General features: G+C 37.4%; 22 protein-coding genes and 1 pseudogene. 16 read left to right on the forward strand and 7 right to left on the reverse strand.

The features are described 5' to 3' along the window. Positions 1–895: 895 nt before the first annotated feature. Positions 896–1,252, forward strand: a complete 357-nt coding sequence (locus GNY06_RS06030) for a hypothetical protein (protein ID WP_166519230.1) — start codon at positions 896–898, stop codon at positions 1,250–1,252. Positions 1,253–1,312: 60 nt separating this feature from the next. Here GNY06_RS06030 and GNY06_RS06035 read toward each other — a convergent pair whose 3' ends face one another. From GNY06_RS06035 to mutY, 4 genes are all read right to left on the reverse strand, one after another. Then, entirely contained in the window at positions 1,313–2,248 is a 936-nt protein-coding gene (locus GNY06_RS06035; RefSeq protein ID WP_176589982.1) for an NAD(P)H-dependent flavin oxidoreductase, read from the reverse strand. 124 nt (positions 2,249–2,372) lie between these two features. After that, the gene (locus tag GNY06_RS06040) at positions 2,373–3,749 is read right to left on the reverse strand and encodes a peptidylprolyl isomerase (RefSeq protein ID WP_166519231.1); all 1,377 of its coding nucleotides are present in this window, start codon (positions 3,747–3,749) and stop codon (positions 2,373–2,375) included. A gap of 328 nt (positions 3,750–4,077) precedes the next feature. Continuing rightward, positions 4,078–4,998 (reverse strand): PfkB family carbohydrate kinase, encoded by a 921-nt coding sequence (locus tag GNY06_RS06045; RefSeq protein WP_166519232.1) that lies wholly within the window; start codon positions 4,996–4,998, stop codon positions 4,078–4,080. Positions 4,999–5,346: 348 nt separating this feature from the next. Beyond that, on the reverse strand, positions 5,347–6,378 hold the full coding sequence (gene mutY, locus GNY06_RS06050; RefSeq protein ID WP_166519233.1) for an A/G-specific adenine glycosylase: 1,032 nt from the start codon (positions 6,376–6,378) through the stop codon (positions 5,347–5,349). A gap of 46 nt (positions 6,379–6,424) precedes the next feature. Here mutY and GNY06_RS06055 point away from each other — a divergent pair, with 46 nt between their 5' ends. From GNY06_RS06055 to GNY06_RS06075, 5 genes are all read left to right on the forward strand, one after another. After that, positions 6,425–6,721 (forward strand): HU family DNA-binding protein, encoded by a 297-nt coding sequence (locus tag GNY06_RS06055; protein WP_176589983.1) that lies wholly within the window; start codon positions 6,425–6,427, stop codon positions 6,719–6,721. A gap of 220 nt (positions 6,722–6,941) precedes the next feature. Beyond that, on the forward strand, positions 6,942–8,498 hold the full coding sequence (locus GNY06_RS06060) for an Rne/Rng family ribonuclease (protein WP_166519234.1): 1,557 nt from the start codon (positions 6,942–6,944) through the stop codon (positions 8,496–8,498). A gap of 287 nt (positions 8,499–8,785) precedes the next feature. Beyond that, the gene (locus tag GNY06_RS06065; RefSeq protein ID WP_166519235.1) at positions 8,786–10,288 is read left to right on the forward strand and encodes an aldehyde dehydrogenase family protein; all 1,503 of its coding nucleotides are present in this window, start codon (positions 8,786–8,788) and stop codon (positions 10,286–10,288) included. A gap of 70 nt (positions 10,289–10,358) precedes the next feature. Next, positions 10,359–11,405 carry an alcohol dehydrogenase AdhP gene (adhP, locus tag GNY06_RS06070; RefSeq protein WP_166519236.1) on the forward strand — a complete coding sequence of 349 codons (1,047 nt, stop codon included), beginning with the start codon at positions 10,359–10,361 and terminating at the stop codon, positions 11,403–11,405. Positions 11,406–11,444: 39 nt separating this feature from the next. Then, on the forward strand, positions 11,445–11,825 hold the full coding sequence (locus GNY06_RS06075) for a DUF779 domain-containing protein (protein ID WP_166519237.1): 381 nt from the start codon (positions 11,445–11,447) through the stop codon (positions 11,823–11,825). A gap of 161 nt (positions 11,826–11,986) precedes the next feature. On the opposite strand, the gene GNY06_RS06080 is transcribed toward GNY06_RS06075, so the two are convergent. Both GNY06_RS06080 and GNY06_RS06085 read right to left on the reverse strand, forming a co-directional pair. Next, complete coding sequence (locus GNY06_RS06080) at positions 11,987–13,534, reverse strand: flotillin family protein (RefSeq protein ID WP_166519238.1); 1,548 nt, start codon at positions 13,532–13,534, stop codon at positions 11,987–11,989. 3 nt (positions 13,535–13,537) lie between these two features. Next, entirely contained in the window at positions 13,538–14,110 is a 573-nt protein-coding gene (locus GNY06_RS06085; protein WP_166519239.1) for a serine protease, read from the reverse strand. Positions 14,111–14,201: 91 nt separating this feature from the next. Between GNY06_RS06085 and cls the strand changes: the two genes are divergently transcribed. From cls to GNY06_RS06135, 10 genes are all read left to right on the forward strand, one after another. Further along, complete coding sequence (cls, locus tag GNY06_RS06090; RefSeq protein WP_166519240.1) at positions 14,202–15,680, forward strand: cardiolipin synthase; 1,479 nt, start codon at positions 14,202–14,204, stop codon at positions 15,678–15,680. 56 nt (positions 15,681–15,736) lie between these two features. After that, a complete protein-coding gene (locus GNY06_RS06095) occupies positions 15,737–16,363 on the forward strand; it encodes an NUDIX hydrolase (RefSeq protein WP_166519241.1) in 627 nt (208 codons plus the stop codon). A gap of 62 nt (positions 16,364–16,425) precedes the next feature. Further along, positions 16,426–17,244 (forward strand): lysophospholipid acyltransferase family protein, encoded by an 819-nt coding sequence (locus GNY06_RS06100; RefSeq protein WP_166519242.1) that lies wholly within the window; start codon positions 16,426–16,428, stop codon positions 17,242–17,244. Between the two features lie 14 nt (positions 17,245–17,258). Continuing rightward, a complete protein-coding gene (locus GNY06_RS06105; protein ID WP_166519243.1) occupies positions 17,259–18,596 on the forward strand; it encodes a UDP-N-acetylmuramate--L-alanine ligase in 1,338 nt (445 codons plus the stop codon). Positions 18,597–18,769: 173 nt separating this feature from the next. Further along, positions 18,770–19,924, forward strand: coding sequence for a homogentisate 1,2-dioxygenase (locus GNY06_RS06110; RefSeq protein ID WP_166519244.1), 1,155 nt, complete (start codon positions 18,770–18,772; stop codon positions 19,922–19,924). 32 nt (positions 19,925–19,956) lie between these two features. Then, entirely contained in the window at positions 19,957–21,246 is a 1,290-nt protein-coding gene (locus GNY06_RS06115; protein ID WP_166519245.1) for an acetyl-CoA hydrolase/transferase family protein, read from the forward strand. Between the two features lie 58 nt (positions 21,247–21,304). Continuing rightward, a complete protein-coding gene (gene hppD, locus GNY06_RS06120; RefSeq protein WP_166519246.1) occupies positions 21,305–22,435 on the forward strand; it encodes a 4-hydroxyphenylpyruvate dioxygenase in 1,131 nt (376 codons plus the stop codon). 40 nt (positions 22,436–22,475) lie between these two features. Then, entirely contained in the window at positions 22,476–22,961 is a 486-nt protein-coding gene (locus tag GNY06_RS06125; RefSeq protein ID WP_166519247.1) for a hypothetical protein, read from the forward strand. Positions 22,962–23,054: 93 nt separating this feature from the next. Next, positions 23,055–24,302, forward strand: coding sequence for a fumarylacetoacetase (gene fahA, locus GNY06_RS06130; RefSeq protein ID WP_166519248.1), 1,248 nt, complete (start codon positions 23,055–23,057; stop codon positions 24,300–24,302). A gap of 47 nt (positions 24,303–24,349) precedes the next feature. Beyond that, positions 24,350–25,174 (forward strand): flavin reductase family protein, encoded by an 825-nt coding sequence (locus GNY06_RS06135; protein WP_166519249.1) that lies wholly within the window; start codon positions 24,350–24,352, stop codon positions 25,172–25,174. Positions 25,175–25,723: 549 nt separating this feature from the next. On the opposite strand, the pseudogene GNY06_RS15620 reads toward GNY06_RS06135, so the two are convergent. Beyond that, positions 25,724–25,836 (reverse strand): annotated as a pseudogene (locus GNY06_RS15620) (IS982 family transposase); the annotation flags it as partial.

Below are 25,836 nucleotides of genomic sequence, written 5' to 3' on the forward strand. Positions count from 1 at the left end.
CTCCACTGACACCTCCTGGAGACTGACCATAGAGAACGAAACTGAGTAACATGAAGAGAATAGAGAGTTTTTCCATAGCATAGGGGTTGGTAGGGTTAATTTCGCAAAAACTTTCCTAAATCTATGTGATATTCTCTTTATTCTATTTAGATAAACCCTTTCATTGATATAACATGGATCGCCTATTTATACATGCGAAATAATATATTTTAATAATATAAACAAATATAATGAAAATCAATATACTATAAAACCATTTTGATTGAAATTGTAATAAATGTCATGTTTGTATTTTTAAACTCTAAAGAAAAACTATAAATGCTCTCCTATACAGAAAGTGTAAAAACAATATATAATACATAGGAGGGAGATCTTTGAGTGTCGGCAAATTTATATTTCTATTTTCCGGTTATAAGCATTTGCCCCATAATTGGTCAGTTGTAACAATATGCCTGGAAAAACGTGTAGATCAGGTTATTGATCATAGACCTGTAAAAATAAATCCCTACCGATATGATCCCTTATTTTTGCTATGATGAGTCCTAAAGTTAAACGGTTCCACTGCATCAAATCAAGAAACTCTTAAGATCTGCCCATATAGCATTCAAGCCTCAAAATGGGAAAAATATGACTTAGAGGGTGTTTTCTGAGGAAGTTTTTATAGAAAAGAGATGGATACAAAACCCATAATTCCTTGTCTAAACGCTTTAAAACCCTACCGATAAGGACTGATCATAAAGATTTACATTGCAAAAACAGGCTGTTAATTGATGCTTATACCATACTGATTAGGGAACTGTAAACAACTTGTTCATTCGAAAATATATCCCCTATGAAGTTTCAAAATAAAAATCTTTGATTATCTTTATCAAGATAAAAAAGTGGTCTTAAAAAGATGAAGAATCTCTATATTACATTCAAAAAGCCTATAATTCAGCGAAAACTTCCCAGTGGAGATATCCAATGGCAAAATACTATTACTTCTGCATTTTGTATTTTAGGAGCAAATGACCACACCACTTTTTTTGATGGTGAAAACTATTGGGTTTATAAAAAAGATCACAGCCCCATCGTTATGAGAGTAAACGGGATTACGCATTATTTATGCAAAGGTGAAACAGTTGATAATACTACTTTTGTGAGTACCTATGAAGAGATCACTAAACTGATTGAAGACTACTTTTTTCCATTTATAGAGGATATAAAAAAGATAGAAATTTTAAAAAAGGATCAAAAAATTTCTTTAAACTAATCACCTGATGCCCTATTGCTTTCTCTTCATCTTCTAAGCTTATTGTTTCCATTAATCTCTTTATGAGAGTTCTGGACAGGAAGCCGTAGCAAATTCATCGAGCAATATTCTAAATACATCTGCTACAGGGAGAATAGCATCGATAAAGGCGGAAGACTGCCCAATTTCTAACACTCCATTTTCCATATCTCCCTCCAGCATTCCACGCTTAGGGCGACCTTTTCCCAACGCACTTTTTAAATTTTCTACATGCTTTCCGGATTGATATAATTTTTCAAGCTCCTCATAAAATCCATTTTTCATGATCCTAACAGGCGCTAATTCTTTGAGCGTAAGCACTGTATCGCCTTCCTGAGCCTGTACAATCTTTTGTTTAAAATTATGGTGAGAAGAAGCTTCTGTAGTGGCTGCAAAACGAGAGCCTATTTGCACTCCCTCGGCGCCCAACAACATAACGGCCTTCATTTGCGAACCCAATGCTATCCCTCCGGCAGCTATTAAAGGCAGATCTACATGCTTTCTTACATTGGGGATAAGAGATAAAGTCGTGGTTTCTTCTCTTCCGTTATGACCTCCGGCTTCAAAACCTTCTGCTACAACAGCATCCACACCTGCATCTTGGCTTTTTACAGCAAATTTAAGACTACTCACTACATGCACTACTTTTACACCTTCCCTTTTCAATACTTCTGTATAAGTCTTAGGATTACCTGCGGAAGTGAAAACTATTTTTATCTTCTCCTCTAAGAGGATATTGATTACTTCTTTCAAATGAGGATACAGTAGAGGCACATTAACACCAAAAGGCTGAGCGGTGGCCTCCCGACACTTTACAATATTTTCCCTAAGAATATCAGGATACATACTCCCCGCCCCTAAAAGACCTAAACCACCGCAATTAGAAACTGCAGATGCTAAACGCCATCCACTATTCCACACCATTCCACCTTGTATAATCGGATATTTAATGTCAAAAAGCTGTCGAATTCTATTCATCAGATAAAGGTACAAAAATGCTACTTATCCTATCTTTCCCAGCCTAGGATTTCTGCGAAAAATAACAGGCCTGCGGGGATCAAAAAAAAACAGAATGTATATTCTGTTTTTTTTGATCTGTTTTTTATTTTGCTGAAGTTTTTCGCTTCCAGTCCGTTTTAAATTGGCAATGCTTATATCTGTTATTAATCGATATAAAAGTGTCCGGTAATTTAGAGATAACCCATCGATCTACCACATCATTTTTTTTCTGATTGAGGGCTATGGCTTTTATACGCTCATAATCGGTATCAATACTGAGCGTATGAGCGGGAATAATATCATCTACCTGTATTAAAGCTATTGCTTTTTTCTTATTCTGAGCTTCTCCCATTTCATAAGGATCTGTAATTTCCCCCTTATTAAGACCGGCGATCTGATAAGCATCAATGGGATCTAACTTGGTTTTTTCCAAATTATCCGATCCATCCGACCCCGTCATGACCCCTGCATTAAATTTAGTCGTTTTATCATCAGAATATTTTAGAGCAGCTTCTTTAAAGCTAATCTTACCCGCCTGTATCTGACTTTTTATTTTCGTTAATTCTCCCTTAGCACTGGCAATTTCCTGAGCATTAGGAGTGTTGGCAATAAGGATATGTCTTACGTCATAAATTTTACCGGCTTTTCTAACCAGCTGAATAATATGAAAACCATATTCAGTCTCTACAGGATCGGAAATTTCACCTTCCTGCAGATTAAGTGCTGTAGCTTCAAAGGGCTTGACCATCATACCTTTGGAAACTTTGGTTATAAGCCCTCCATAGGCTGCAGATCCAGGATCATCTGAGTAAATTCTAGCCTGGTCTTCAAAAGAAGCTCCCTTTAAGATGTCGGCTTTTATATTCTTTAATTTTTGGATAATTTCTTGCTTTCTATTATCTGTTAATTTAGGGTACATCATAATTCTGCTCAACTTTACCTCCTCATTCACTTCAGGGAGTTGGCTTTTATATTGAGCATAGAAAGCAGACACCTCACTGGGAGTAATATCCACTCCCTTGGTAATCAATTTATATTTTTCTCCCTGGTAATACTGGTCGGAAGACAATTTCTCAATAGCTGCCTTTAGCTCGTAGGCTGTACGGAATCGATAAGCCTTAAGCATGTCTTTTTCGGAAGAAAACCCAGAAAGCATTTGCTGATATCGAGAGTCGGCATCCGCCTTGAGCTCTTTGTTCACATTTCGAATAAGAGTGTCCTTTTTCGCATAGAATAGTAGAAGTTTATTGTGGATAATATTTTCAAGAATTTCACATCTATCCCCTATATTAGCCGTTCCCTGCTGCTTGGCCATATTTACATATTCTTCAATATCGGATTCTAAAACAATTTCATTACCAATGACTGCAGCAATACCATCAGCTAGCTGACCCGGATGTATTTGAGCTTTCAATAATCCCCCAGATAAAGCCAATATCAGAGTACTGAGGATAAAGAAAAAACGGAAGTTTTTAAACATACTTACTTTTTATATAACTGGTGCAAAATTAGAATTCTGACCGAATTAAACCTTATTTTTTATTATAATTATTTCTTAAATTCTTTGTCACACCTTGATAACAGGTTATTCTAGCCTATGATATCGATTGGCCTGATGCCAAGTTTTTATTCCTCTGTACACCTACATGGAGAAGGTGGAGAGAGAAGCCCAGCAGAAAGATTTATCTTTTTTTTCTTTAAAAAAAACTTCACTATAAATTCTAAATAGTCCAGCATAAAATGGACCGTAAAAAACGGTATAAAGGCTTTTTTCTATATCCCCATCCCCATTAGATTTTCACTAAGGACTACAATACTTCTTCAAAGGAGGTCAGCTGCTTCAATCGATTAATTCTTTCTTTGAGCATCTGAGGGGTTACCTCTTTAATTTTCTCAGTTCCAAATTTTTCTACCGTAAATGAAGCCATGGCACTCCCCACAACAAGAGCATTCTTCATGGTCTGGAAATCGAATTTTTCATGCTTTGCTAAGTGGGCTACAAAACCACCTGCAAAAGTATCACCTGCACCTGTGGGATCAAAAACATCTTCTAATAATAAAGCGGGAAGAGCAAATACCTTTGCCTCATGAAAAAGAAGAGCTCCGTGTTCTCCTTTCTTAATAATCACGTATTGAGGTCCTAAGCTGTGTATTTTTTTAGCTGCTTTTACAAGGGAGTATTCTCCAGATAATTGCCTTGCTTCTTCATCATTAATGGTGATAACATCTGTTTTAGCAATAACCTCCATTAATAGGTCCCATGTATGATTCATCCAAAAATTCATAGTATCTAATACCACTAGCTTTGGTCTTTTCTTCATTCTTTCTAACACCGCCAATTGAACTCCGGGATGGAGGTTCCCCAACATTAAGATATCAGCATCCGCAGTGTTTTCTGGAATTTTAGGATCAAAATTTTCCAATACATTTAGCTCTGTCACCAATGTATCGCGCGTATTGAGGTCATTGTGATATTTACCCGCCCAGAAAAATGTTTTACCATCCTTAACGATTTCTACGCCTTCTACATTGATGTTTTTACGCTCCATCATCTTGAGATATTCATCGGGAAAATCCCCTCCTACAACGGAAACTAAATGCACATCAGTTTCAAGTACCGAAGCTGCTAAACCAATATAAGTTGCGGCTCCACCTAATATTTTATCTGTTTTACCAAATGGTGTTTCAATAGCATCAAAAGCTACAGTCCCTACTGAAAGAAGTTTCATTTTCTATATTCTAAAATTATATTGTGATCATTTCCGTGCATAAGCTTTTTACAATCCCCACATGGTAAGTAAAAAATCGCAAAAAAACTTAGCTTTGAAACATCTGGCAAAATTAACTATTTTTAATTTATTGTATATAAAAAAGAATCCTCTTAATAAAAAAGCTGAGATAGCGTTTCAATGCTATAGGCCTGAAAAGATTTTTCAATCGAATAAGCTATTTTAACCTAATTAGTGCCCGATCTTATACCTCTCCTCTTGATAGCATTGTATATATTCTTTGTATTCGGATTAATAAAAGAAGACCGATTCTTTCTTACGGCTCTTCTTTAGAATGTAGAGTGACTATCAACCCCATTCCTGAATAATGGATTCAAGAGGTTTAGGAAAAGTTTTACGTTGGGCTTGAATTAGGTTCACTTTAATATAGGAATACTGAGAAGAGAGATCTTCAAAAATATTTTCATGCTGAACATCTATTCTGCTAAAGGTTATATTGAGGGTCCTATGGGTGAGTTTATGCTGCACTTTTTTTTCCAAACTCACATATTCCTTCCAATCATCGGGAATTAGTGTAGGGAATTCGTAGAGCTTTTTCCATATAAAATTTTCATCTCTTTGTTGTATAAGAAAGTCATTCTTATATTTTATAAAATAGTATTGCAGATTGAGTATTTCTACCTTTTGTTTTTTCTTTTTGACAGGAAACATTTCTACCTGATTAAGATTCCTGGCTCTACATTCTTGCTTGGCAGGACAATGTTCGCAATCGGGATTTTTAGGTTTACACAGCTGAGAACCTATATCCATAATCGCCTGGTTAAAATCGCCTGGACGGTCTTTATCTACCAATGGTAATATTAATTGATAAAAATACGGGTAAGCTTTTGTAGAACTTACATCGAATTCATCAGCGAAAATACGGGAAAAAACCCGATAAAAGTTACCATCAATAGCCGGTACGGCTTCTCCAAAACAAATACTCGCGATGGCCGCTGCAGTATACTTACCCACTCCCTTCATCTGTTGCAAGGCTGAGAAACTTTTCGGAAATTTTCCATTAAATTCTTCCACAATCTGGTAAGCCGCCTTGTGGAGATTTAATGCCCGAGAATAATAGCCTAATCCTTTCCAATATAATAAAACCTCATCATTATCAGCCCGATATAATTCTTTTACGGTGGGAAATCGCTTAATAAAGTTATAATAATAGCTTAAACCCTGGTCTACTCGCGTTTGCTGTAAGATAATTTCGGATATCCATATCTTATAGGGATCCTGAGTTTCTCTCCAAGGTAAATTACGTCTATAAAGATCATACCAAGAAACAATTCTTTGGGTAAGTTTCAGAAAACAAGCTTTTTCTATATTATTTTTCAAAAAAATATTTTATATTTGCAGTCCAAAAATAAAAACAAAAATCGAAATGACAAAAGCTGAATTGGTGAATACCATCTCCAATAAACTAGGGGTAGAGAAGAATGATACGCAGAAGATTATTGAAGCGTTTATGCAGGAGATCAAAACATCTCTTTACAATAACGATAACGTATATTTAAGAGGTTTTGGATCATTTGTTATTAAAACACGTGCAGCAAAAACGGGTAGAAATATTTCAAAAAACACAGCTATTGAAATTCCAGCTCATAACATTCCTTCCTTCAAGCCTTCTAAAATGTTTGCTGAAAAAGTGAAAGCTAAAGTACAAGTAGAAAGTAAATAATTGTTATTAATAAAAATTTTAAACTATGCCTAGCGGAAAAAAAAGAAAGAGACATAAGGTAGCCACCCATAAGAGAAAAAAAAGAAGAAGATTAAATAGACATAAAAAGAAAAAATAATCTTTTTTAGTTTTTTAATAAAATATAATATAGTTAGTGTTTTATTTATTATCTTCACTAACTATATTTTGTTTTATAACAGGTTAGTAATGACCAAAGTATATGAAGAAAGAACTGATTATTTCACATGAAAATGACACCTCTAAAATAGCCCTACTTGAAGATGGCCGATTATTTGAGCTGCATCAAGAAGCTCAAAGCAATCAATTTGTGGTAGGAGATCTTTTTCTAGGAAAAATAAAAAAACTTGCCCCAAATCTCAATGCAGCTTTCGTAAATATAGGTTACGAAAAAGATGCTTTTTTACATTACCTGGATCTAGGTCCTCAAATTCTTTCCTATCAGAAATTCGTACGGGACACCACAGCAAAACGACAACAAAATTCTAGTTTAAAGAATTTTGTTGTACAAAAAGAAATTCCAAAAGACGGCACTATTGATAAGGTGTTAGCTTCCGGAGATAGTATTCTGCTGCAAATTACAAAAGAGCCTATCTCCACTAAAGGTCCGCGTATTTCGACACAAATTTCATTAACTGGGCGTTTTCTGATTCTTATTCCTTTTGATCATAAGGTTTCCATCTCTAAAAAGATAAAGAGCAGCCAGGAAAAAGAGCGCCTAAGAACGCTTATAGAGAGTATTCGTCCTGAGGGATTTGGTGTGATTATCCGTACGGTCGCCGAAGGTAAAAAAGTGGCTGAGCTACACAATGATATGAACCAGCTAATTACCAAATGGGAAAACTGTTTCAAAAATATCCAAAAAAATAAAGTCCCCTCGAAAGTGTTGAGCGAAGAACATAAAGCTGCAGCTATACTTCGCGATAATTTTAATCAGGACTTCGTTAACATCATTTGTGATGACCAACATTTGGTCGACGAAATGAAAAACTATCTGGATGTTATTGCCCCAGAAAGCAAAAATATCGTTCATTTTTATGAATCTCATATTCCTCTTTTGGAATATTATAATGTAGAAAAGCAACTCAAGCAGTCTTTTGGTAAACATGTAAACATACCGAGTTCTAAAGGCGCTTATCTGGTGATTGAACATACCGAAGCATTACATGTTATAGATGTTAACTCGGGTAATAACATTTCTGCCAGTCAGACCAACAAATTGCACGCCTTAAATGTGAACAAAATGGCCGCTACAGAAATTGCGCGCCAACTTAGACTCAGAGACATGGGAGGGATTATTGTTATCGACTTTATCGATATGACCGATCCAGAGCACCGCAAGACCTTGTTTGAGCATTTGAAGACAGAGATGAGGCGAGATAAAGCAAAACACAAAACATTGCCACCGAGCAAGTTTGGGCTTATCCAGATTACCCGCCAGCGGGTTCGCCCTGAAAAGCAAATCGAAACCAAAGAGGTCAATCCGAATAGGGATGGCACTATTCTAGCCCCCATTGTGATTATTGAAAAAATGGAAGAATCCATACGCAACCTCTTAACCAATGAAAAGGGTAAGCTATACCTACACGTACATCCCTTTGTAGAGGCTTATCTTACAAAAGGACTGATGAGCATTCAAAACAAATGGTTTTTGCGTTACAAAAAATGGGTCACGATTATTCCACGAGATTCCTTTAAATATTTGGAATATGCACTCTACAACTCGAAAAAACAAGAGTTAATCAGTGATTCCAATTAAAAAATAAAGCTCCGTTATTTTCGGAGCTTTTTCTTTACTTTATCCATTATTGCACACCAAAGTTTCACTTTTCTCAGTATAGAATTTATATTCTGGCTTATTCCATTGCTTTATTTTTAACTGATATAGCCTTGTATTTTTTAGCCGCGATCTGCTATCAACCTCCTTTAATACTGTACTATTCACTCTCTAGTCAATTGATTTTATTGTTTTAACATTTTTTTAGTACATCTATAAGGGAATATTATGTATATTAGTAAAAATCAAAAAAATAAAAACACTAAATTATGTCCTTAATAAAACTCCCCGCTCTAAAACCCCAATACGATAATTATATCGATGGCAAATTCACTCCACCTGTATTGGGAAAGTATTTTGATAATGTTACTCCAATTAGCGGAAAGGTTTTTACCCAAGCTGCCCACTCTACCAAACAGGATTTAGAACTCGCCATCAATGCCGCGGAAAAAGCTTTTAAAACATGGTCCAAAACCTCTGCTACAGAGCGCAGTGTTATTCTAAATAAAATTGCCGACCGCATGGAAAGTCATTTAGAAGACATCGCTGCTGTGGAAACATATGATAATGGTAAAGCTATACGAGAAACATTAAATGCCGATCTCCCATTGGCTATAGATCATTTTAGATATTTTGCAAGTGTAATCAGAGCAGAAGAAGGCTCCCATAATGAACTGGATGAAAATACCATCTCTTTAATCGTCCATGAGCCCCTCGGAATTGTGGCTCAAATTATTCCTTGGAATTTTCCCATCCTGATGGCAGTATGGAAATTGGCACCAGCCTTAGCCGCTGGAAATTGCGTAGTACTAAAACCTGCAGAAAGCACCCCTATATCAATTATGTATGTAATGGAACTCATCGGTGATCTTATTCCCGCCGGAGTTGTCAATATTGTAAACGGATTCGGGGCTGAATTGGGAAAAACATTAATCACAAACCCTAAGGTGAGCAAAGCCGCTTTTACGGGTTCTACAGCAACAGGGCGCTTGGTTATGCAATATGCCACTGAAAACATTATTCCTGTCACGCTGGAACTGGGCGGAAAATCTCCCAACATTTTCTTTGAATCGGTGATGGAACATGATGATGATTTCCTAGACAAAGCGGTTGAAGGAGCCGTTTTATTTGCCTTAAATCAAGGCGAAGTCTGTACATGCCCCTCCAGATTGCTGATTCAGGAATCGATTTATGAATCTTTTATTAATAAGGTGATTAACCGAGTTAAAGCCATAAAGATAGGCAATCCATTAGATCCTAGTACTATGATGGGGGCACAAGCCTCTAAAGTACAATGGGAAAAAATTTTAGCTTATATCAACTTAGGGAAAGAAGAAGGTGCAGAGGTATTAATAGGTGGTGCAGCCAACCAATTAGAGGGAGATATGAAAGATGGATATTACATTCAGCCTACTCTTTTAAAGGGAGATAATAAAATGAGAATCTTCCAAGAAGAAATTTTTGGACCGGTCTTAGCTGTTACGACCTTTAAAGATGAAACAGACGCTTTAAGTATTGCCAATGATACCATTTATGGCCTGGGTGCGGGCGTATGGACCCGAGATGCACACCAACTGTATAGGGTACCCAGAGCGATTCAGGCAGGCAGAGTTTGGGTAAACCAATATCACAGCTACCCTGCGGGGGCACCCTTTGGAGGGTATAAGCAGTCGGGGATCGGTAGGGAAAATCATAAAAGCATGTTAAATCATTACCGACAAACCAAAAACATGTTGATCTCTTACGACAAAAAAAAATTAGGCTTTTTCTAAATAATATATAAAGCACTCTGCGATAGAGTCCTTTTTTCATTTTAATATTCATCTATAAAAAACAGAAAATATGATTCCAAAAACGATGAAAGCCGCGGTGGTTCGGGAATTCGGCCAGCCCCTAAAAATTGAAGAAGTAAAAGTTAAACGCCCCGGGAGAAACCAAATATTAGTGAAAGTAATGGCCAGTGGAGTTTGCCATACAGATCTACACGCTGTAGATGGAGATTGGCCTGTAAAACCCAAAATGCCCTTAATACCAGGTCACGAAGGAGTAGGTTATGTAGCGGCAGTAGGCGAAAATGTAGCCAATGTAAAAGAAGGAGATGCGGTAGGTGTACCTTGGCTATATAGCGCTTGCGGATGCTGCGAATTTTGTATTACTGGATGGGAAACCCTTTGTGAATCTCAACAAAATGGCGGCTATAGTGTAGATGGAGGTTTTGCCGAATATGTACTGGCCGATGCAAGATATGTGGGCAAACTTCCTGACAATGTTAATTTTTTACAAATGGCCCCTATTTTATGTGCCGGAGTAACTGTTTATAAAGGCTTAAAAGAAACCGAAACCAAACCCGGACAGTGGGTGGCCATATCGGGCATCGGAGGTCTAGGTCATGTGGCGGTGCAATACGCAAAATCTATGGGTATGCATGTAGTAGCAGTAGATGTAGGAGATGATAAGCTGGATTTGGCGAAACGCTTAGGTGCAGATCTTACCGTAAACGCAAGAACACAAGATCCTGGTGAATTTGTAAAAAAAGAGTTAGGAGGAGGGGTTCACGGAGCCTTAATTACAGCTGTCTCCCCTATCGCTTTTAAACAAGGCATCAGTATGCTTAGAAGAAGGGGTACCCTTGCCTTAAATGGCCTTCCAGCAGGAGGATTTGATTTACCTATTTTCGAAACTGTTCTAAATCGATATACTATTAGAGGTTCCATAGTTGGTACTCGTAAAGACCTACAGGAAGCTATAGAATTTGCTTCTGAAGGACTGGTAAAAGCCAATGTGACAGCTGCAAAACTTGAAGATGTAAATCATGTTTTTGACAAAATGAAAAAAGGGCAGATAGAAGGGCGTATCGTTCTGGATATTGCCCATAAATACCTGTCCTGACAACCTTATTTATATACAAAAATTTAAATAGCCCCTAAAATGTTAAAAAGACTCGATGCAACGAAGAAAGCCGTAGATTTATTGAGAGAATTGAAATCTTTACATGGAGAGCTCATGCTTTATCAAGCGGGAGGATGCTGTGAAGGAACTCAGCCTCAATGCTTTGAAAAAGAAGGTTTTTATCTTCGTACACATGATGTTTGTATTGGAGAAATAGAAGGAACCCAATTTTGGGTTGATAAGGATTTATATGAATACTGGAAACATGCTCACTTTAATTTGGATGTTATAGAAGGTATTGGTACGGGTGGTTTTTCTTTAGAGTCCCCGCTGGGTAAAACCTTTAAGGTAAGTTATAGAATCTTCTCATCAGAAGAACTGAAGGAGCTGGAACCGCTAAAGCTACACCAAACCCCATAGGTATCTGTACTAACTATAAAAGTATTCACCCGCCTTCAAATAAAACCACAATTTTTTATTTCAGTGAATATTCTTACGAATCCCACTTGATCAGTCATCATTCTAGTGTCCAGAATCTATAAGGAGCTGGTTAATTTATTCAATTTCCGGATCCGTAGGTCTTATCCTTTTTCTTCATGCTTTTGATCTTTTTCCTGTGAAGGGAATTGAGGATTTTGAGGGAGTGTGTCCTTAATTCCTGTCGGATTCCCCCTTAGATAATCCGGCAGCTCAAGTCCTGCCATATTGAACAAATCATTAAGCGGCGGCACCGACTTCATCATTCCTGATAAAAAATTAGCCGTAGAAGTGGCCCCGGCCTCGCCACCATGAGTATCCCATACTGTAACTTTGTCTATTTTAATTCCTTTAACGGCTTCCACCTGTGTTTTTACCAATTCCGGAAGTTTTTCTAAAATCAACAATTTAAACGCGCTATTAGCGTCTCCACCCGCAGCCCTCACCACCTGATCATACCCTTCCGCCTGTTTGGTTAATATTTCATATAAACCTTTTGCTTCGGCTTCCATTTTAGCAAAAATAGCATCTGCCTCTCCTTGTGCCTGTAAACGAATTCTTTCTGCCTGTGCCTGTGCTTCTATAATCGCTCTCTGTTTGGCAATTTCAGCCGGAATAACTACATTGGCCCGCTGCGTTGAACGCTCCCTCTCAGCACGGGCTGATTCTGCTTTCTGTTCCGCCATATAAGATTCCTCCAAAGCTTTTGCTGCTTGTACCTTTTCTGCTGCAATCGCCAGTCGCAATGCTTCGGCCTCCTTTTCCCGTCTCTCAGCATCTGAATTAGCGATCGTTATTTTAGCTGAATTTTCTCCTCTTACAGCTAGAGAGTTGGCGAGTGAAGTGGCAATTCGAGATTCTTTTTCCGCTTCTGCCTTACCTATACTTTCATCCTTATAGGCTGCAGCAATGCTCACCTCTTTATCTTTTTGGGTAATGGCTATTTTCACATCGCGATCCCTGGTGGTCTCGGCAATCTGAATATCTTTCTGACGATCGGCTTCGGCTTTTCCGGTTTCCCCGATTTTTTCTTGCTCAGCCACACTTACTTTGGCTTCATTAATAGCTTTTGCAGCAGCCTCTTTCCCCAATGCCTCAATATAGCCGGATTCGTCCTTTATATCGGTAACGTTAACATTAATCAGTTTTAATCCTATTTTCTTTAACTCGGTATCCACATTATTGGAAATGTTTTCCAATAATTTATCCCTATCGGAATTAATTTCCTCAATGGTCATCATGGCAATTACCAAACGCAGTTGACCGAACAATATGTCTTTAGAAAGTTCCTGAATTTGATCAGGTGAGAGCCCCAATAAACGTTCTGCAGCATTTCCCATGGTATCTGGTTCTGTACTAATGGCAATAGTAAAGCGACAGGGAACATCCACGCGAATATTCTGACGAGAAAGCGCATTGGTGAGGTTGGCTTCTATGGAAATAGGCTTGAGATCGAGATAAGCAAAATCCTGAATTACAGGCCATATAAATGCGCCTCCCCCATGGACACAGGTGGCCGATTTCCCCCCCGTTTTGCCATATACCACTAAAATTTTATCCGAGGGACAACGCTTGTAACGGGAAATTAAAGCGATAAAGGTTATAAAAAAGACAACTATAATTAAAATAACTAATGAAAAGGCTCCGAACATGATTTAATTTAATTTTTCAACGATTAATATTTTATTCTTGATTTTTTTTACCACCACGGTGGTTCCTACTTCCATAGCCTCTGGGCTTTCCGTCATGGCTTCCAACTCATGGTAAGCCCCCTTTACACTAATCTGTACCTTGCCTTGTCCACGCATATTTGCAGGAATAGAAATATAAACTCTACCGCTTAGCTTGAGAAGATCTTCTATATTAAAAGTATTATTCTCAGATAGCTTAAGCAATTGTCTGATAATGATAAAGAATATACAGATAAACAATACGCCTATACATGTTGCCAGAAGAGTCAGCAGGTATTTATTTTCTATTAACGGGTAGAATACCACTCCCGTCCAACCAAAACCCAATAAGAAATTAATGAGATTACGAAAAGAGAAAAACTGAAAAGGAACCTCTGTATGATCTAAGTCTCCATTAAAATGAATATCCAATCCCTCCGATGCTATTCCTCCTATAAACGTCATCACCGACTGTATCAGAAATATAATACTACTCACCAGCGCTACATACCAAAAAGCTTTCTCTAGAGGAGGTAATCCATTTAAAAATTCAAACATAAGTAGATCATTTTAAGGCTTAAAAACAAATATACTATTTTTTGCACATTAATTTTACTAAATTCGAACCCAAAAATAAATGGTTCAATTGATGAACACTGAATACCTATATTCTACATGGAGTTTTATTGAAAAATGGTACTGGATTCCCTTAGGTATTGCAAATATCGCTATCATTACCACTATAATGATAGAAAATAGAAATCCCCCGAAGACCTTAGCCTGGATAATGGTGATCATTTTTCTACCCATCATAGGCATTATCATTTATTTTTTCTTTGGTCAAAATTTTCAACGTGAAAAACATTTTAAAAAAATAGACGAAAAACAAAAGCGCTACATTCTAAATCAATGGAAAAAACTAGAAGGTTCTCTGGATGAGGATATACTCAAGATTGAAGATGAAATCGGTAATTTGTATCAGGTTTATCTGTTTCTTAGTAAAACACGAGTCTCTCCCCCTAGCCTTTATAATGAAACCCAACTTCTTATTAACGGTGAAGAGAAATTCCCTGAATTTATAAAAGCTTTAAAAAAGGCAAAAAATCATATTCATCTGGAATATTATATTTTTGAAGAAAAGGGCATCGGCAACGATATTCTGAATATTCTGATTCAAAAAGCTAAAGAAGGGGTGATCGTGAGAATGATTATCGATGATTTAGGCTCCCCCCAACTGGCACGGTATGGGAAAAAGTTTGAAAATACAGGAATTGAATTTCAGGTATTTCTGCCCGTGCGCTACAACTCGCTAGCTAACTCCAATTTCCGCAACCACCGTAAAATATTAATTATAGATGCCGAAATTGCTTTTGTAGGAGGCATCAATATTAGCGACAGATATCTCAATACCCCAACGAGCCCCTACCCCTACTGGAGAGATACCTCCGTGATGATCAAAGGAGCTGCTATCAATATTTTACAACTGCGCTTCTGGCTAAGTTGGATGATGACAGAGGGACAATCTTATTCTCTGGAAGATGCTCAATACTATTACAACTGGTACAACAAGCCTCGGGGTAACAGTATTGTGAGCTTTGCCCTCACCACACCTGGAGAAGAAATTCAATCCGCCATGGAATCTTTAATTTTAGGAATTACGCTGGCAAAGAAAAAAATTCAGATATGCACGCCTTATTTTATACCGACGGATTCATTTAAAACGGCCTTGTGTATTGCCGTATCCAAAGGGGTAGAGGTAGAGATGATTATCCCCAAAGAAAACGATTCTTTTATCGTGCAAAATGCATCGCTCTCTTTTATGAAATCTTTATTAAAAAGAGGCATAAAATTATTTCTGTACGAAAAAGGCTTTATGCATGCTAAAACGGTTAACATCGATGATGAATTGGCTTATGTAGGAACCGTTAATCTGGATAACCGAAGTTTCCTTATTAATTTTGAAATTAATGCGATCATTCACGACACTAAATTATTGACAAGAATGAGCCGTCAGTTTGAAGAAGATAAAAAAGACTCCTCTATCATGAGCATAGAAAAATGGAATCAAACGTCCCTGTTCAACAGAGGCTTTGCCTCGTTATGCCGGCTACTCGCTCCTTTATTATAAAAAATAGTTTACAAATTCGTTAATTTTAACTAATTTTAAGGGTAGTAAAACATAAGATGAAAATATTATCTAATATTATTGAAAAATTTTCTAACAGTGAACTGGGTGGAGTAAATTCCCATAAATTGTACTCACCTCCTTATCGCTCTTTTCTAAGCTTAGAAAAAATACAGGCACTACACCCCAAGCTGGCAGCTGTAAATATATTGCTATACCCCAAATCTCACCAATGGTACTTTCCTCTTATCGTAAGAAGTTTTAGTCCCCGAGATTGCCACAGCGGACAAATTAGCCTTCCGGGAGGCAAATATGAAAGCTATGATGTTAGTTTTGAGGAAACCGCCAAACGGGAAACTTTTGAAGAATTAGGTATTGACAAGGACAGTATGAGCATTATTAAAGCGCTAACTCCTATCTATATCCCCAGCAGTAATTTTTATGTGTATGCCTATGTTTCTTGGATGGACAAAACCCCTATATTTAGTATACAAGAATCTGAAGCACAAGAACTTATAGAAATTCCTGTAAATTCTCTCTTTAATCTTCCAGATCCGCCTGAAATGAAAATCCTACACTCTACCCAAGGGAAAAAAGTTCCCGTGATCGATTTCAAAGGTCATATTATTTGGGGTGCTACATCAATGATTCTATCAGAATTTAGAGACTTAATGAAAAAAGTTTAATTTTGCACTTTACGAAGAGGCCCGACGAATCATCCCGGGTTTCCCTATGGATTTAGTAGAAAATGGCAAAAAAAAATATATTTACCGATGCCTTTGGCAATATTTATTTTCTGAAAAGATTTATAATTTTCATCTTGGGTATGATTTCTTACCGACGCTTTAATGGATTTAATAAACTCAAAATAAGCGGATCTGAAAATCTAGTGGACCTCCCCACAACCAATGTACTATTCGTATCGAATCACCAAACCTACTTTGCAGATGTTGCAGCTATGTATCACGTTTTTTGTAGTGTGAATAACGGATATATCAATACGATTAAAAATCCTGTTTACCTACTCAACCCGAAAATCGACTTCTATTATGTGGCTGCGGAAGAGACCATGAACAAAAATTTCCTTGCCCGAATTTTCAAGCTGGCAGGAGCTGTCACCGTTAAAAGAACATGGAGAGCTGAGGGTAAAAACGTCAATAGAATGGTAGATATGAGTGAGGTCGAAAACATTATGAAGGCGCTAGAAAATGGATGGGTGGTTACCTTCCCTCAAGGCACCACTTCGGCTTTTGCCCAAGGAAGAAAAGGAACCGCAAAGCTTATCAAAAATCAGAAACCCATCGTTATTCCTATTAAGATTAATGGATTTCGCAGAGCCTTTGATAAAAAAGGACTGAAAATAAAAATTACGGGTACAGAACCCACACTGCAGTTTAAACCAGCCTTGGATATTGATTACGATAAAGACAGCGCCTCTGATATTTTAGATAAAATCATGCACGCCATTGAGCAAACGCCAGAGCATAATATTCTCCATGAATATGATCAGGAACTAGAAGCCAAAAAAAATGCTCAGGAACAGCTTACAAAAAACGAAAGCGAATAAAACACCATAAACTTATGAACATCCATTTCATTGCCATAGGTGGTAGTGCTATGCACAATTTAGCTATAGCCCTTCAACAAAAAGGCTACCATGTAACAGGTTCTGACGACGCTATATTCGAACCCTCAAAAACCCGATTGGAGAAACAAGGACTTCTCCCCCCCCAACAAGGCTGGTTTCCGGAAAAAATAAACACTCATATCGATGCGGTTATCTTGGGAATGCACGCCCATGCGGATAATCCTGAGCTTATAAGAGCTAAAGAACTAGGCCTAAAAATATATTCATATCCAGAGTTTCTATATGAACAATCCAAAAATAAAACACGGGTAGTGATTGGAGGTTCCCATGGAAAAACCTCGATCACCTCGATGATACTCCATGTATTGCATTTTCATAAAAAAGAGGTAGACTACATGGTAGGTGCCCAATTAGAAGGTTTTGATGTAATGGTAAAACTTACAGAGGAAAATGATTTTATGATTTTGGAAGGAGACGAATACCTTTCTTCAGCTTTAGATCCTCGTTCAAAATTTTTACTTTACCAGCCTAATATAGCCCTGATCAGTGGTATTGCGTGGGATCACATCAACGTGTTCAAAACTTTTGAAGATTATATAGAGCCGTTTCGAAAATTTGTGGGCAGTATCGTTCCCGGCGGGGTATTAGTATACAATGAAGAAGATACAGAGGTGATAAAAATAACCCATGGGGCAGAAAATTATTTTCGAAAAATACCTTATAAAACCCCTCCCTATGAGATAATTAACGGAGAGGTAAATCTGATCACAGATCTGGGAAATATTCCACTCAATATTTTTGGGAAACACAATCTACTCAATATAGAAGGTGCGCGCTTTATATGCCAACAGCTAGGAATTATGGCAGAAGATTTTTATGAAGCTATTATGAGCTTTAAAGGTGCTTCGAAAAGATTGGAAAAAGTCAACCGAAAGGATGCTGCGATCCTGTATAAAGATTTTGCTCATGCACCTTCTAAAGTGAAAGCCTCTGTAGCGGCCTTTATAGAGCAATTCCCTAAGAAAAAAATACACGCTTTTCTTGAACTTCATACTTATAGCAGCTTAGATCCTGTTTTTTTAGAACAATATGCCCATACCCTAAATGGAGTTGAAAATGCGGTAGTCTTCTATTCAGAGGAAGCACTAAAGATAAAGAGGATGGAACCTCTCTCTCCACAGATGATCAAAAACGCTTTCAAAAACCCCGAATTAAAAGTGTTTACCCACTCTGGTGATCTACACACCTACTGGGAGAGCTTGAATAAAAATGAAGGAGCCTTCCTGATGATGAGCTCTGGTAATTTCGGAGGTATAGATTTAAGCCAATAAAAACTTCTATCCTTATATTCAGAATCCCCAATTATCGATTGATAATTGGGGATTCTGATTTTATTCATTATAAATAAACACAAAAAAGGTATCAAGTATATTATTTTAATTTCTCAATTTATTTTGTCTTTATTTATGATAATTTGATTAAATTTGATTAAATCACAATGGCCATGAGATATCACAAAAATGGAAAAATCCCCCCTAAAAGGCATACCATTTTCAAATCTGAAAAGGGTGAATTTTACTACGAACAATTGTTTGGTACGGAAGGCTTCCACGGGATATCTTCTCTATTGTACCACCTCCATCGCCCAACGCAGATAAAAGAGATAAAGAATATAAAAGATGTAACGCCTAAAATTGCTGTAAGTAAAAATATTCTACCCCGGCGCATACAGAGCATGAAAGTACAAGCTGAGGATGATTTTCTGGAAAGCAGAAAAGTACTCCTGTTAAATAACGACCTTAAAATGGGTATCGCTAAGCCCAGAAAATCTACACAGGATTATTTTTATAAAAATGCAGGATGTGATGAGCTACTTTTTGTAAAAAAAGGAGGGGGTACCCTCAAAACTTTTTTAGGCAATATAGAATTTGGATATGGAGATTACCTGATTATTCCAAGAGGCTGCATTTATCAAATCGAGTTTCAAGATTCGGATAATATTTTATTTTTTATAGAGAGTGAATCCCCAATTTATACTCCGAAACGCTACAGAAACGAATTTGGTCAATTATTGGAACACGCTCCTTTTTGTGAACGAGATCTCATTCCCCCTACTTATATTCTCCCGCGCGATGAAAGAGGAGATTTTTTAATCAAGCTAAAGAAAGAAAACCAAATTACCGACTTTATCTATGCTACACATCCTTTTGATGTTGTGGGATGGGATGGTTACTTCTATCCATTCAAATTCAATATTAAAAATTTTGAGCCGATTACAGGTAGGATACACCAACCCCCTCCAGTCCACCAAACCTTTGAAGGAAATAATTTTGTGGTATGCTCCTTTGTGGCCAGAATGTATGACTATCATCCACTCTCTATTCCAGCGCCCTATAACCACAGTAATATTGACTCCGATGAAGTCCTATTCTACGTAGAGGGTGATTTTATGAGCCGCAATCATATTAATATGGGTGACTTTACCCTCCATCCGGGTGGGGTTGTCCATGGCCCCCACCCAGGCGCTATGGAACGCAGCATTGGAAAAAAAGAAACCCACGAGTATGCCGTGATGGTAGACCCTTTTAAACCTCTAAAACTGACTGATGAAGCTCTAAAAGTAGAAGATCCGTCCTATACCACTTCATGGTTAGACTAAAGAAAGAAAACCTTATAAAATAAAAATAGTATATGACCCAATATGTAAGTGCCGAAGAAGCTGTATCTGTAATCCAACGTGGCAACAGAATATTTTCTCACGGTAGTGCCTGTACCCCTAACTACTTATTAAATGAAATCGCCAGGCAATCCTATAGATTAGAAAATATAGAGATTGTTTCTATCACCCAGCAAGGGGACGTGGCCATTGCGAAACCAGAATATGAAAATCATTTTCATATCAACTCATTATTTGTGTCTACCCCTGTAAGAGAGGCTGTAAATTCGAATCGAGGAGATTTTATTCCTATATTTCTAAGCGAGATTCCTATTCTTTTCAAAAATGATATACTTCCGCTAGATGTTGCGCTTATTACAGTTTCTCCTCCCGACAAACACGGCTATTGTTCGTTAGGTACCTCCGTAGATATTGCACGATCGGCTGTGGACACTGCTAAAAAAGTGATCGCCATCGCAAATCCTAAGATGCCTCGAACCCATGGAGACGGAACAATACACATTAGCAAAATTGATAAAATCGTATGGCACGAAGAAGAACTACTCACTATAGATTATGCCTCTAAAGTGGGAAAAGAAGAACTTATTATAGGTCAGTATATCGCCGAACTCATAGACGATAGAGCGACCTTACAAATGGGAATAGGCACTATTCCTGATGCTGTTCTCAAGTGTTTAAGTAATCATAAGGACCTTGGCATTCACACCGAAATGTTAAGCGATGGTGTGATTGACCTTATAAAAAACAATATTGTCACTAATCGGTACAAAGGTATACACGAACATACGAGTATTACAAGTTTCTGCTTTGGTACAAAAAGACTATACGATTTTGTAGATGATAATCCTTGTATTTCCTTTTTAGATGTACAACATGTCAATTACCCTATTAATATTATGCAAAATAAAAAAATGCATGCTATCAATTCGGCAATAGAAATTGATCTGACCGGACAAATATGTGCAGATTCTATAGGAACCTATCAATATAGTGGTATCGGAGGTCAGATGGACTTTATGAGAGGTGCTGCCCTTAGCAAAGGGGGGAAACCTATTATGGCGCTCACTTCGCGCACTAAAAAAGGAGTACCTCGAATCGTTCCGTTCCTAAAACAAGGTGCTGGAGTGGTGACCACAAGAGGTCATGTACACTATGTTGTAACCGAGTATGGAGTAGCTTATCTTTATGGAAAAAACCTAAGACAAAGAGCTCAAGCCCTTATTTCCATTTCTCATCCAGACGATAGAGAGATGTTGAGTCAAGCAGCCTATGAAAGATTTAAATGCCACCGATCTCTAGTATAAATATTGATTTATAATTGAGTAGAGGCCCTATTCCTATTCTCCTAAAAAAAGTAAAAAAATGTCTACATTAAATTTTGCTCAGAAAATTGCACAAGCCGAGAATTTCTTACCTATTAACGGTACCGACTACATTGAGTTCTATGTGGGAAATGCTAAACAAGCTGCGTATTTTTATCAAACCGCTTTCGGATTTCAACCGCTGGCTTATGCAGGGCCCGAAACAGGTATACGCGATCGTGCTTCGTATGTCCTACAGCAGGGAAAAATAAGGATCATCCTTACGGCTGGTCTTAGATCAGACAGTGAAGTATGTGAACATGTGAAAAAACACGGAGATGGTGTAAAAGTCTTAGCACTATGGGTAGATGATGCTTATCAGGCCTTTGAAGAAACAAGCAATAGAGGAGCCCTACCCTATCTGCAACCCCTTACTTTAAACGATAAATATGGAGAAGTAAAAATGTCAGGCATCTACACCTATGGAGAAACTGTACATATGTTTGTGGAAAGAAAAAACTATACCGGTGCCTTTATGCCAGGATACAAAAAGTGGAAAAGCGAATACTCCCACTCCGATGTAGGTTTACTTTATGTGGATCATTGTGTAGGCAATGTAGGCTGGAACCGCATGATGCCTACAGTAAGTTGGTACGAAAAAGTAATGGGATTTGTCAATATACTTTCATTTGACGATAAACAAATCAGTACCGAATATTCGGCATTGATGTCTAAGGTGATGTCCAATGGTAATGGCTATGCTAAATTTCCCATTAACGAACCTGCTAAAGGAAAGAAAAAATCTCAAATAGAAGAATTTTTGGATTTTTATGAGGGAGAAGGCGTTCAACATATTGCAGTAGCTACAAAAAATATTATCCATACCGTAACGGAACTTAAAAAACGGGGTGTTGCATTTCTATCGCCTCCCCCTAAATCGTATTATGAAATGATTCCCGATAGAATAGGAGCCATTGATGAAGACTTAAATAAACTCCAGGATTTAGGCATCCTCATCGATCGAGATGAGGAAGGCTACCTATTACAAATTTTTACAAAACCTGTGGAAGATCGCCCGACTCTATTTTTTGAGATTATAGAGAGACACGGAGCCCAAAGCTTTGGCGCAGGAAATTTTAAAGCATTATTTGAAGCATTAGAAAAAGAACAAGAAAAAAGAGGAAATTTATAATGTTTTTATGCTAACTTTGGTCATATATTAATTGAAAAAAATGAAGAATATTCTTTTAACATGTGCTCTCATCTACACGGGTGCATGTGCCCAAGCACAAACCAACAGCCTATACAAAAGGTTGGACAAATTGGAACATAGATCCGCCGATAGAAACTATGACGAATTTAAACTCCTAGGCAAAAAATTCATTAATTTAAAAGACTCAACAGATCACGAGGAGAAGCATATCCTGGAGTTTCATCCTAAAAACCAAGTAAGATTAATTGAAATTATCAAAGACAAAAGCACCCAAAGAGAATACTCCAACGTCTTCACCGGAGATGTGGTCAGAAGGAATAACGCAGTTTCTGTGCGTCTGGACAAACTAGAAGGAGAGACAATGACGTATCCCTTAGTTTACAATTTACTGTTAGGACAGCATAATAATCTTTACTATTTCACCAACATCAACAATCGGCAAAAATGGGTAGAATCTCCAGATGTAAACCGATTAAAAGATTATAAGAGAGCAATAAGCAAATAACCCTAAAGAACATAATATGGTATAAGGTTCAAGAAAATGTTGTATTTTTAGTACAATCTTTTTTGAGCCTTTTTCTTTTTAAATATTTTTTATATGACTTCATTCGTAGAAAATTCAGATTTAACAGATTTTTCAATATACAATATCCCTTTTGGCGTGGCTATTTTTAATCAGGAATATATAGCCTGTGCCACTCGAATAGGCAATATCATAATTGATCTTGCTACCCTATATGATGAGGGTTATTTTGAAAATATTGAGGGACTTGAAGATAATGTTTTCGAGGCCTATACCCTCAATTCCTATATTGAACTCGGAAAACCGATTACCTCAAAAGTAAGAGAGCGAATACAGGAGCTGCTCACAGAAGGATCTACACTATCCAAAGACCAAAGAGTGATAGAAACCTGTTTTTTTGATATGGAAGAGGTTCAGATGATGCTCCCCATCCATATTCCTAATTATACTGACTTTTATAGCTGTATAGAGCATGCTACCAATGTGGGGAAAATGTTCCGCGATCCAGAAAACCCACTTCTCCCCAACTGGAAACATCTGCCGGTAGCCTATCACGGAAGAGCCTCCTCAATTGTCGCTTCGGGCGTTAACCTACACAGGCCTAAAGGACAAATGAAAACCTCGGATCAAAAAAATCCCGTTTTTGGACCTTCCCAACAATTAGATTTCGAACTAGAAATGGCCTTCGTTACTAATAAAGATACCGAGCTGGGCAGCTGTATTACGACTGCAGAGGCCGAAGATGCTATTTTTGGATTGGTCATTTTCAATGATTGGAGTGCACGGGATATTCAGTCGTGGGAATATGCTCCGCTAGGTCCTTTTTTGGGAAAAAATTTCGGTTCATCTATATCGCCATGGGTGGTTACACTTGAAGCTTTAGACCTTTTTCGCATCTCTTCGCCTCCACAGGATCCCGAGGTTTTAGAATACCTTCAATATACAGGAGATAAAAACTTTGATATTCAACTTGAAGTTTATCTTCAGCCTGAAAATGCTGATGAAAACTTAATCTCTCAGAGCAATTATAAATACCTTTACTGGAATATGGCTCAACAGCTGGCTCATCATACCGTAAACGGCTGTAATATAGAAATAGGCGATGTTTACGCGAGTGGAACCATATCAGGTCCCTCCCCCCAATCCTTCGGTTCCATGCTAGAGCTCACCTGGAAAGGAAGCAAACCTATCAAATTGACTGATGGCTCGGAAAGAAAGTTTATTGAGGATGGAGATACCGTTATTATCAGAGCTTATAATCAAAAAGAAGGAAAACGCATAGGATTCGGAGAAGTGCGCACTCAGATTTTACCCGCAAAATGAAAATGTATTGCCTCGAAAATCTGCTAAAATCCCTTTAATATTTAGCTATGAAAAGCCTTCTACCTAATGAAATATCGAGTCAACAGCTTCAAAATCTAATGCAAACGGCTATAGCGCCTAGGCCTATAGCTTTTGTTAGTAGTATTGATCAGCAGGGTAATGTAAACCTCAGTCCCTTTAGCTTTTTTAATATGTTCAGTACACAACCCCCTATTATTATTTTTTCGCCCTCACGAAGACTTAGAGACAACACTACCAAACATAGCTTACAAAATGTGCTCGATACTCGAGAAGTCGCTATTGGAATCGTTAACTTTCCTATTGTACAGCAAGCATCATTAACGAGTACCGAATATAAAAAAGGGGTTAATGAGTTTATAAAAGCTGGTTTAAAGATGAAACCAGCTGACCTGATTAGCCCACCACTAATTGAGGAAAGCCCTGTTAATTTTGAATGTAAAGTAAATGATATTATCTCTTTAGGAAACAAAGGGGGTGCAGGTAACCTAGTGATATGTGAGGTTATAAAAATCCATATTCGTGAGGAATACCTAGATGATAAAGGTAACCTGGACCAGAAAAAACTAGATCTCGTGGCCCGATTAGGGAGTAACTGGTATGCTAGAAACACCGGTGATAATCTTTTCGAAGTTCCTAAGCCACTGATAAAAAAAGGAATCGGATTTGACCAACTCCCGGACTCTATAAAGTACAGCAGTGTATTTACAGGAAATGATTTGGGGATGCTCTCCAATATAGAACATCTGCCCCAGGGCCACTTCAGTACACAGAAAAAAAAACATCAAAAAGCCCATGAATTACTCTTAGAAAATAAAATTGAAGAGGCCTGGAAAGTTTTAACACTTGACTAAACCTAGTAAGATTTGGTATTGGTCTTGAGTGTATTTTTTGGAGGATATTCAAATCATACAAAAATGGAAGATTAAAGATCTTACCGTTACATTCATTTTGAATGAAGCTTGTTATCATGCTTTATCATAAGCCATTCTTCTTGATTGACAGAAGGCTACTCTGGAAATACCATAACACCTAAATCTCTTTTGCATAATGCCGCGTTTTTAATTTTTTATGCACAGCTGAAAGTATTTTTTTTATAAAAACCTCTTTGAGGGGGTGAGATTTATATTATAGATCTTGCATTAAACGCCTAAAATAGGCCACCTTCCATAGAATTATAGGGCTTAAAAGTGTCGATGCTAGAAAGTAGTATGTAATACTTTTTTCCATAAAATCCTTAAATCGAGACATCCACAAAACCAAAATAGAGAAAATACAACAATAAAACTTACTCCATTCAACACGATTAACTTAGGTAAAGTTACAGGTCTTAAAAAGTTTAAAATTAATACCCCAATACATGATTGAGGTATTATAAAATAAATTATCCACCCGTGGTGCATTTAAGCAATACGAGTTTTTAAGTTGTTAATATTTCTATTGTTTAGTTTATTAATGCATTGTATAACAGTCATAGCCATTATCTTAGATAATATTCTGTTCTTAAAGCCATCAA

Source organism: Elizabethkingia argenteiflava, assembly GCF_009904105.1.
Taxonomy (GTDB): domain Bacteria; phylum Bacteroidota; class Bacteroidia; order Flavobacteriales; family Weeksellaceae; genus Elizabethkingia; species Elizabethkingia argenteiflava.

Coding starts and splice junctions, on each gene's coding strand:
- GNY06_RS06135 (WP_166519249.1), top strand. CDS start 24,350: ATGAAAAGCCTTCTACCTAATGAAATATCGAGTCAACAGCTTCAAAAT.
- GNY06_RS06115 (WP_166519245.1), top strand. CDS start 19,957: ATGACCCAATATGTAAGTGCCGAAGAAGCTGTATCTGTAATCCAACGT.
- GNY06_RS06110 (WP_166519244.1), top strand. CDS start 18,770: ATGAGATATCACAAAAATGGAAAAATCCCCCCTAAAAGGCATACCATT.
- GNY06_RS06065 (WP_166519235.1), top strand. CDS start 8,786: ATGTCCTTAATAAAACTCCCCGCTCTAAAACCCCAATACGATAATTAT.
- GNY06_RS06055 (WP_176589983.1), top strand. CDS start 6,425: ATGACAAAAGCTGAATTGGTGAATACCATCTCCAATAAACTAGGGGTA.
- GNY06_RS06035 (WP_176589982.1), bottom strand. CDS start 2,248: ATGAATAGAATTCGACAGCTTTTTGACATTAAATATCCGATTATACAA.
- cls (WP_166519240.1), top strand. CDS start 14,202: ATGAACACTGAATACCTATATTCTACATGGAGTTTTATTGAAAAATGG.
- GNY06_RS06100 (WP_166519242.1), top strand. CDS start 16,426: ATGGCAAAAAAAAATATATTTACCGATGCCTTTGGCAATATTTATTTT.
- GNY06_RS06095 (WP_166519241.1), top strand. CDS start 15,737: ATGAAAATATTATCTAATATTATTGAAAAATTTTCTAACAGTGAACTG.
- fahA (WP_166519248.1), top strand. CDS start 23,055: ATGACTTCATTCGTAGAAAATTCAGATTTAACAGATTTTTCAATATAC.
- GNY06_RS06080 (WP_166519238.1), bottom strand. CDS start 13,534: ATGTTCGGAGCCTTTTCATTAGTTATTTTAATTATAGTTGTCTTTTTT.
- GNY06_RS06085 (WP_166519239.1), bottom strand. CDS start 14,110: ATGTTTGAATTTTTAAATGGATTACCTCCTCTAGAGAAAGCTTTTTGG.
- GNY06_RS06105 (WP_166519243.1), top strand. CDS start 17,259: ATGAACATCCATTTCATTGCCATAGGTGGTAGTGCTATGCACAATTTA.
- GNY06_RS06040 (WP_166519231.1), bottom strand. CDS start 3,749: ATGTTTAAAAACTTCCGTTTTTTCTTTATCCTCAGTACTCTGATATTG.
- GNY06_RS06030 (WP_166519230.1), top strand. CDS start 896: ATGAAGAATCTCTATATTACATTCAAAAAGCCTATAATTCAGCGAAAA.
- hppD (WP_166519246.1), top strand. CDS start 21,305: ATGTCTACATTAAATTTTGCTCAGAAAATTGCACAAGCCGAGAATTTC.
- GNY06_RS06045 (WP_166519232.1), bottom strand. CDS start 4,998: ATGAAACTTCTTTCAGTAGGGACTGTAGCTTTTGATGCTATTGAAACA.
- GNY06_RS06125 (WP_166519247.1), top strand. CDS start 22,476: ATGAAGAATATTCTTTTAACATGTGCTCTCATCTACACGGGTGCATGT.
- adhP (WP_166519236.1), top strand. CDS start 10,359: ATGATTCCAAAAACGATGAAAGCCGCGGTGGTTCGGGAATTCGGCCAG.
- GNY06_RS06075 (WP_166519237.1), top strand. CDS start 11,445: ATGTTAAAAAGACTCGATGCAACGAAGAAAGCCGTAGATTTATTGAGA.
- GNY06_RS06060 (WP_166519234.1), top strand. CDS start 6,942: ATGAAGAAAGAACTGATTATTTCACATGAAAATGACACCTCTAAAATA.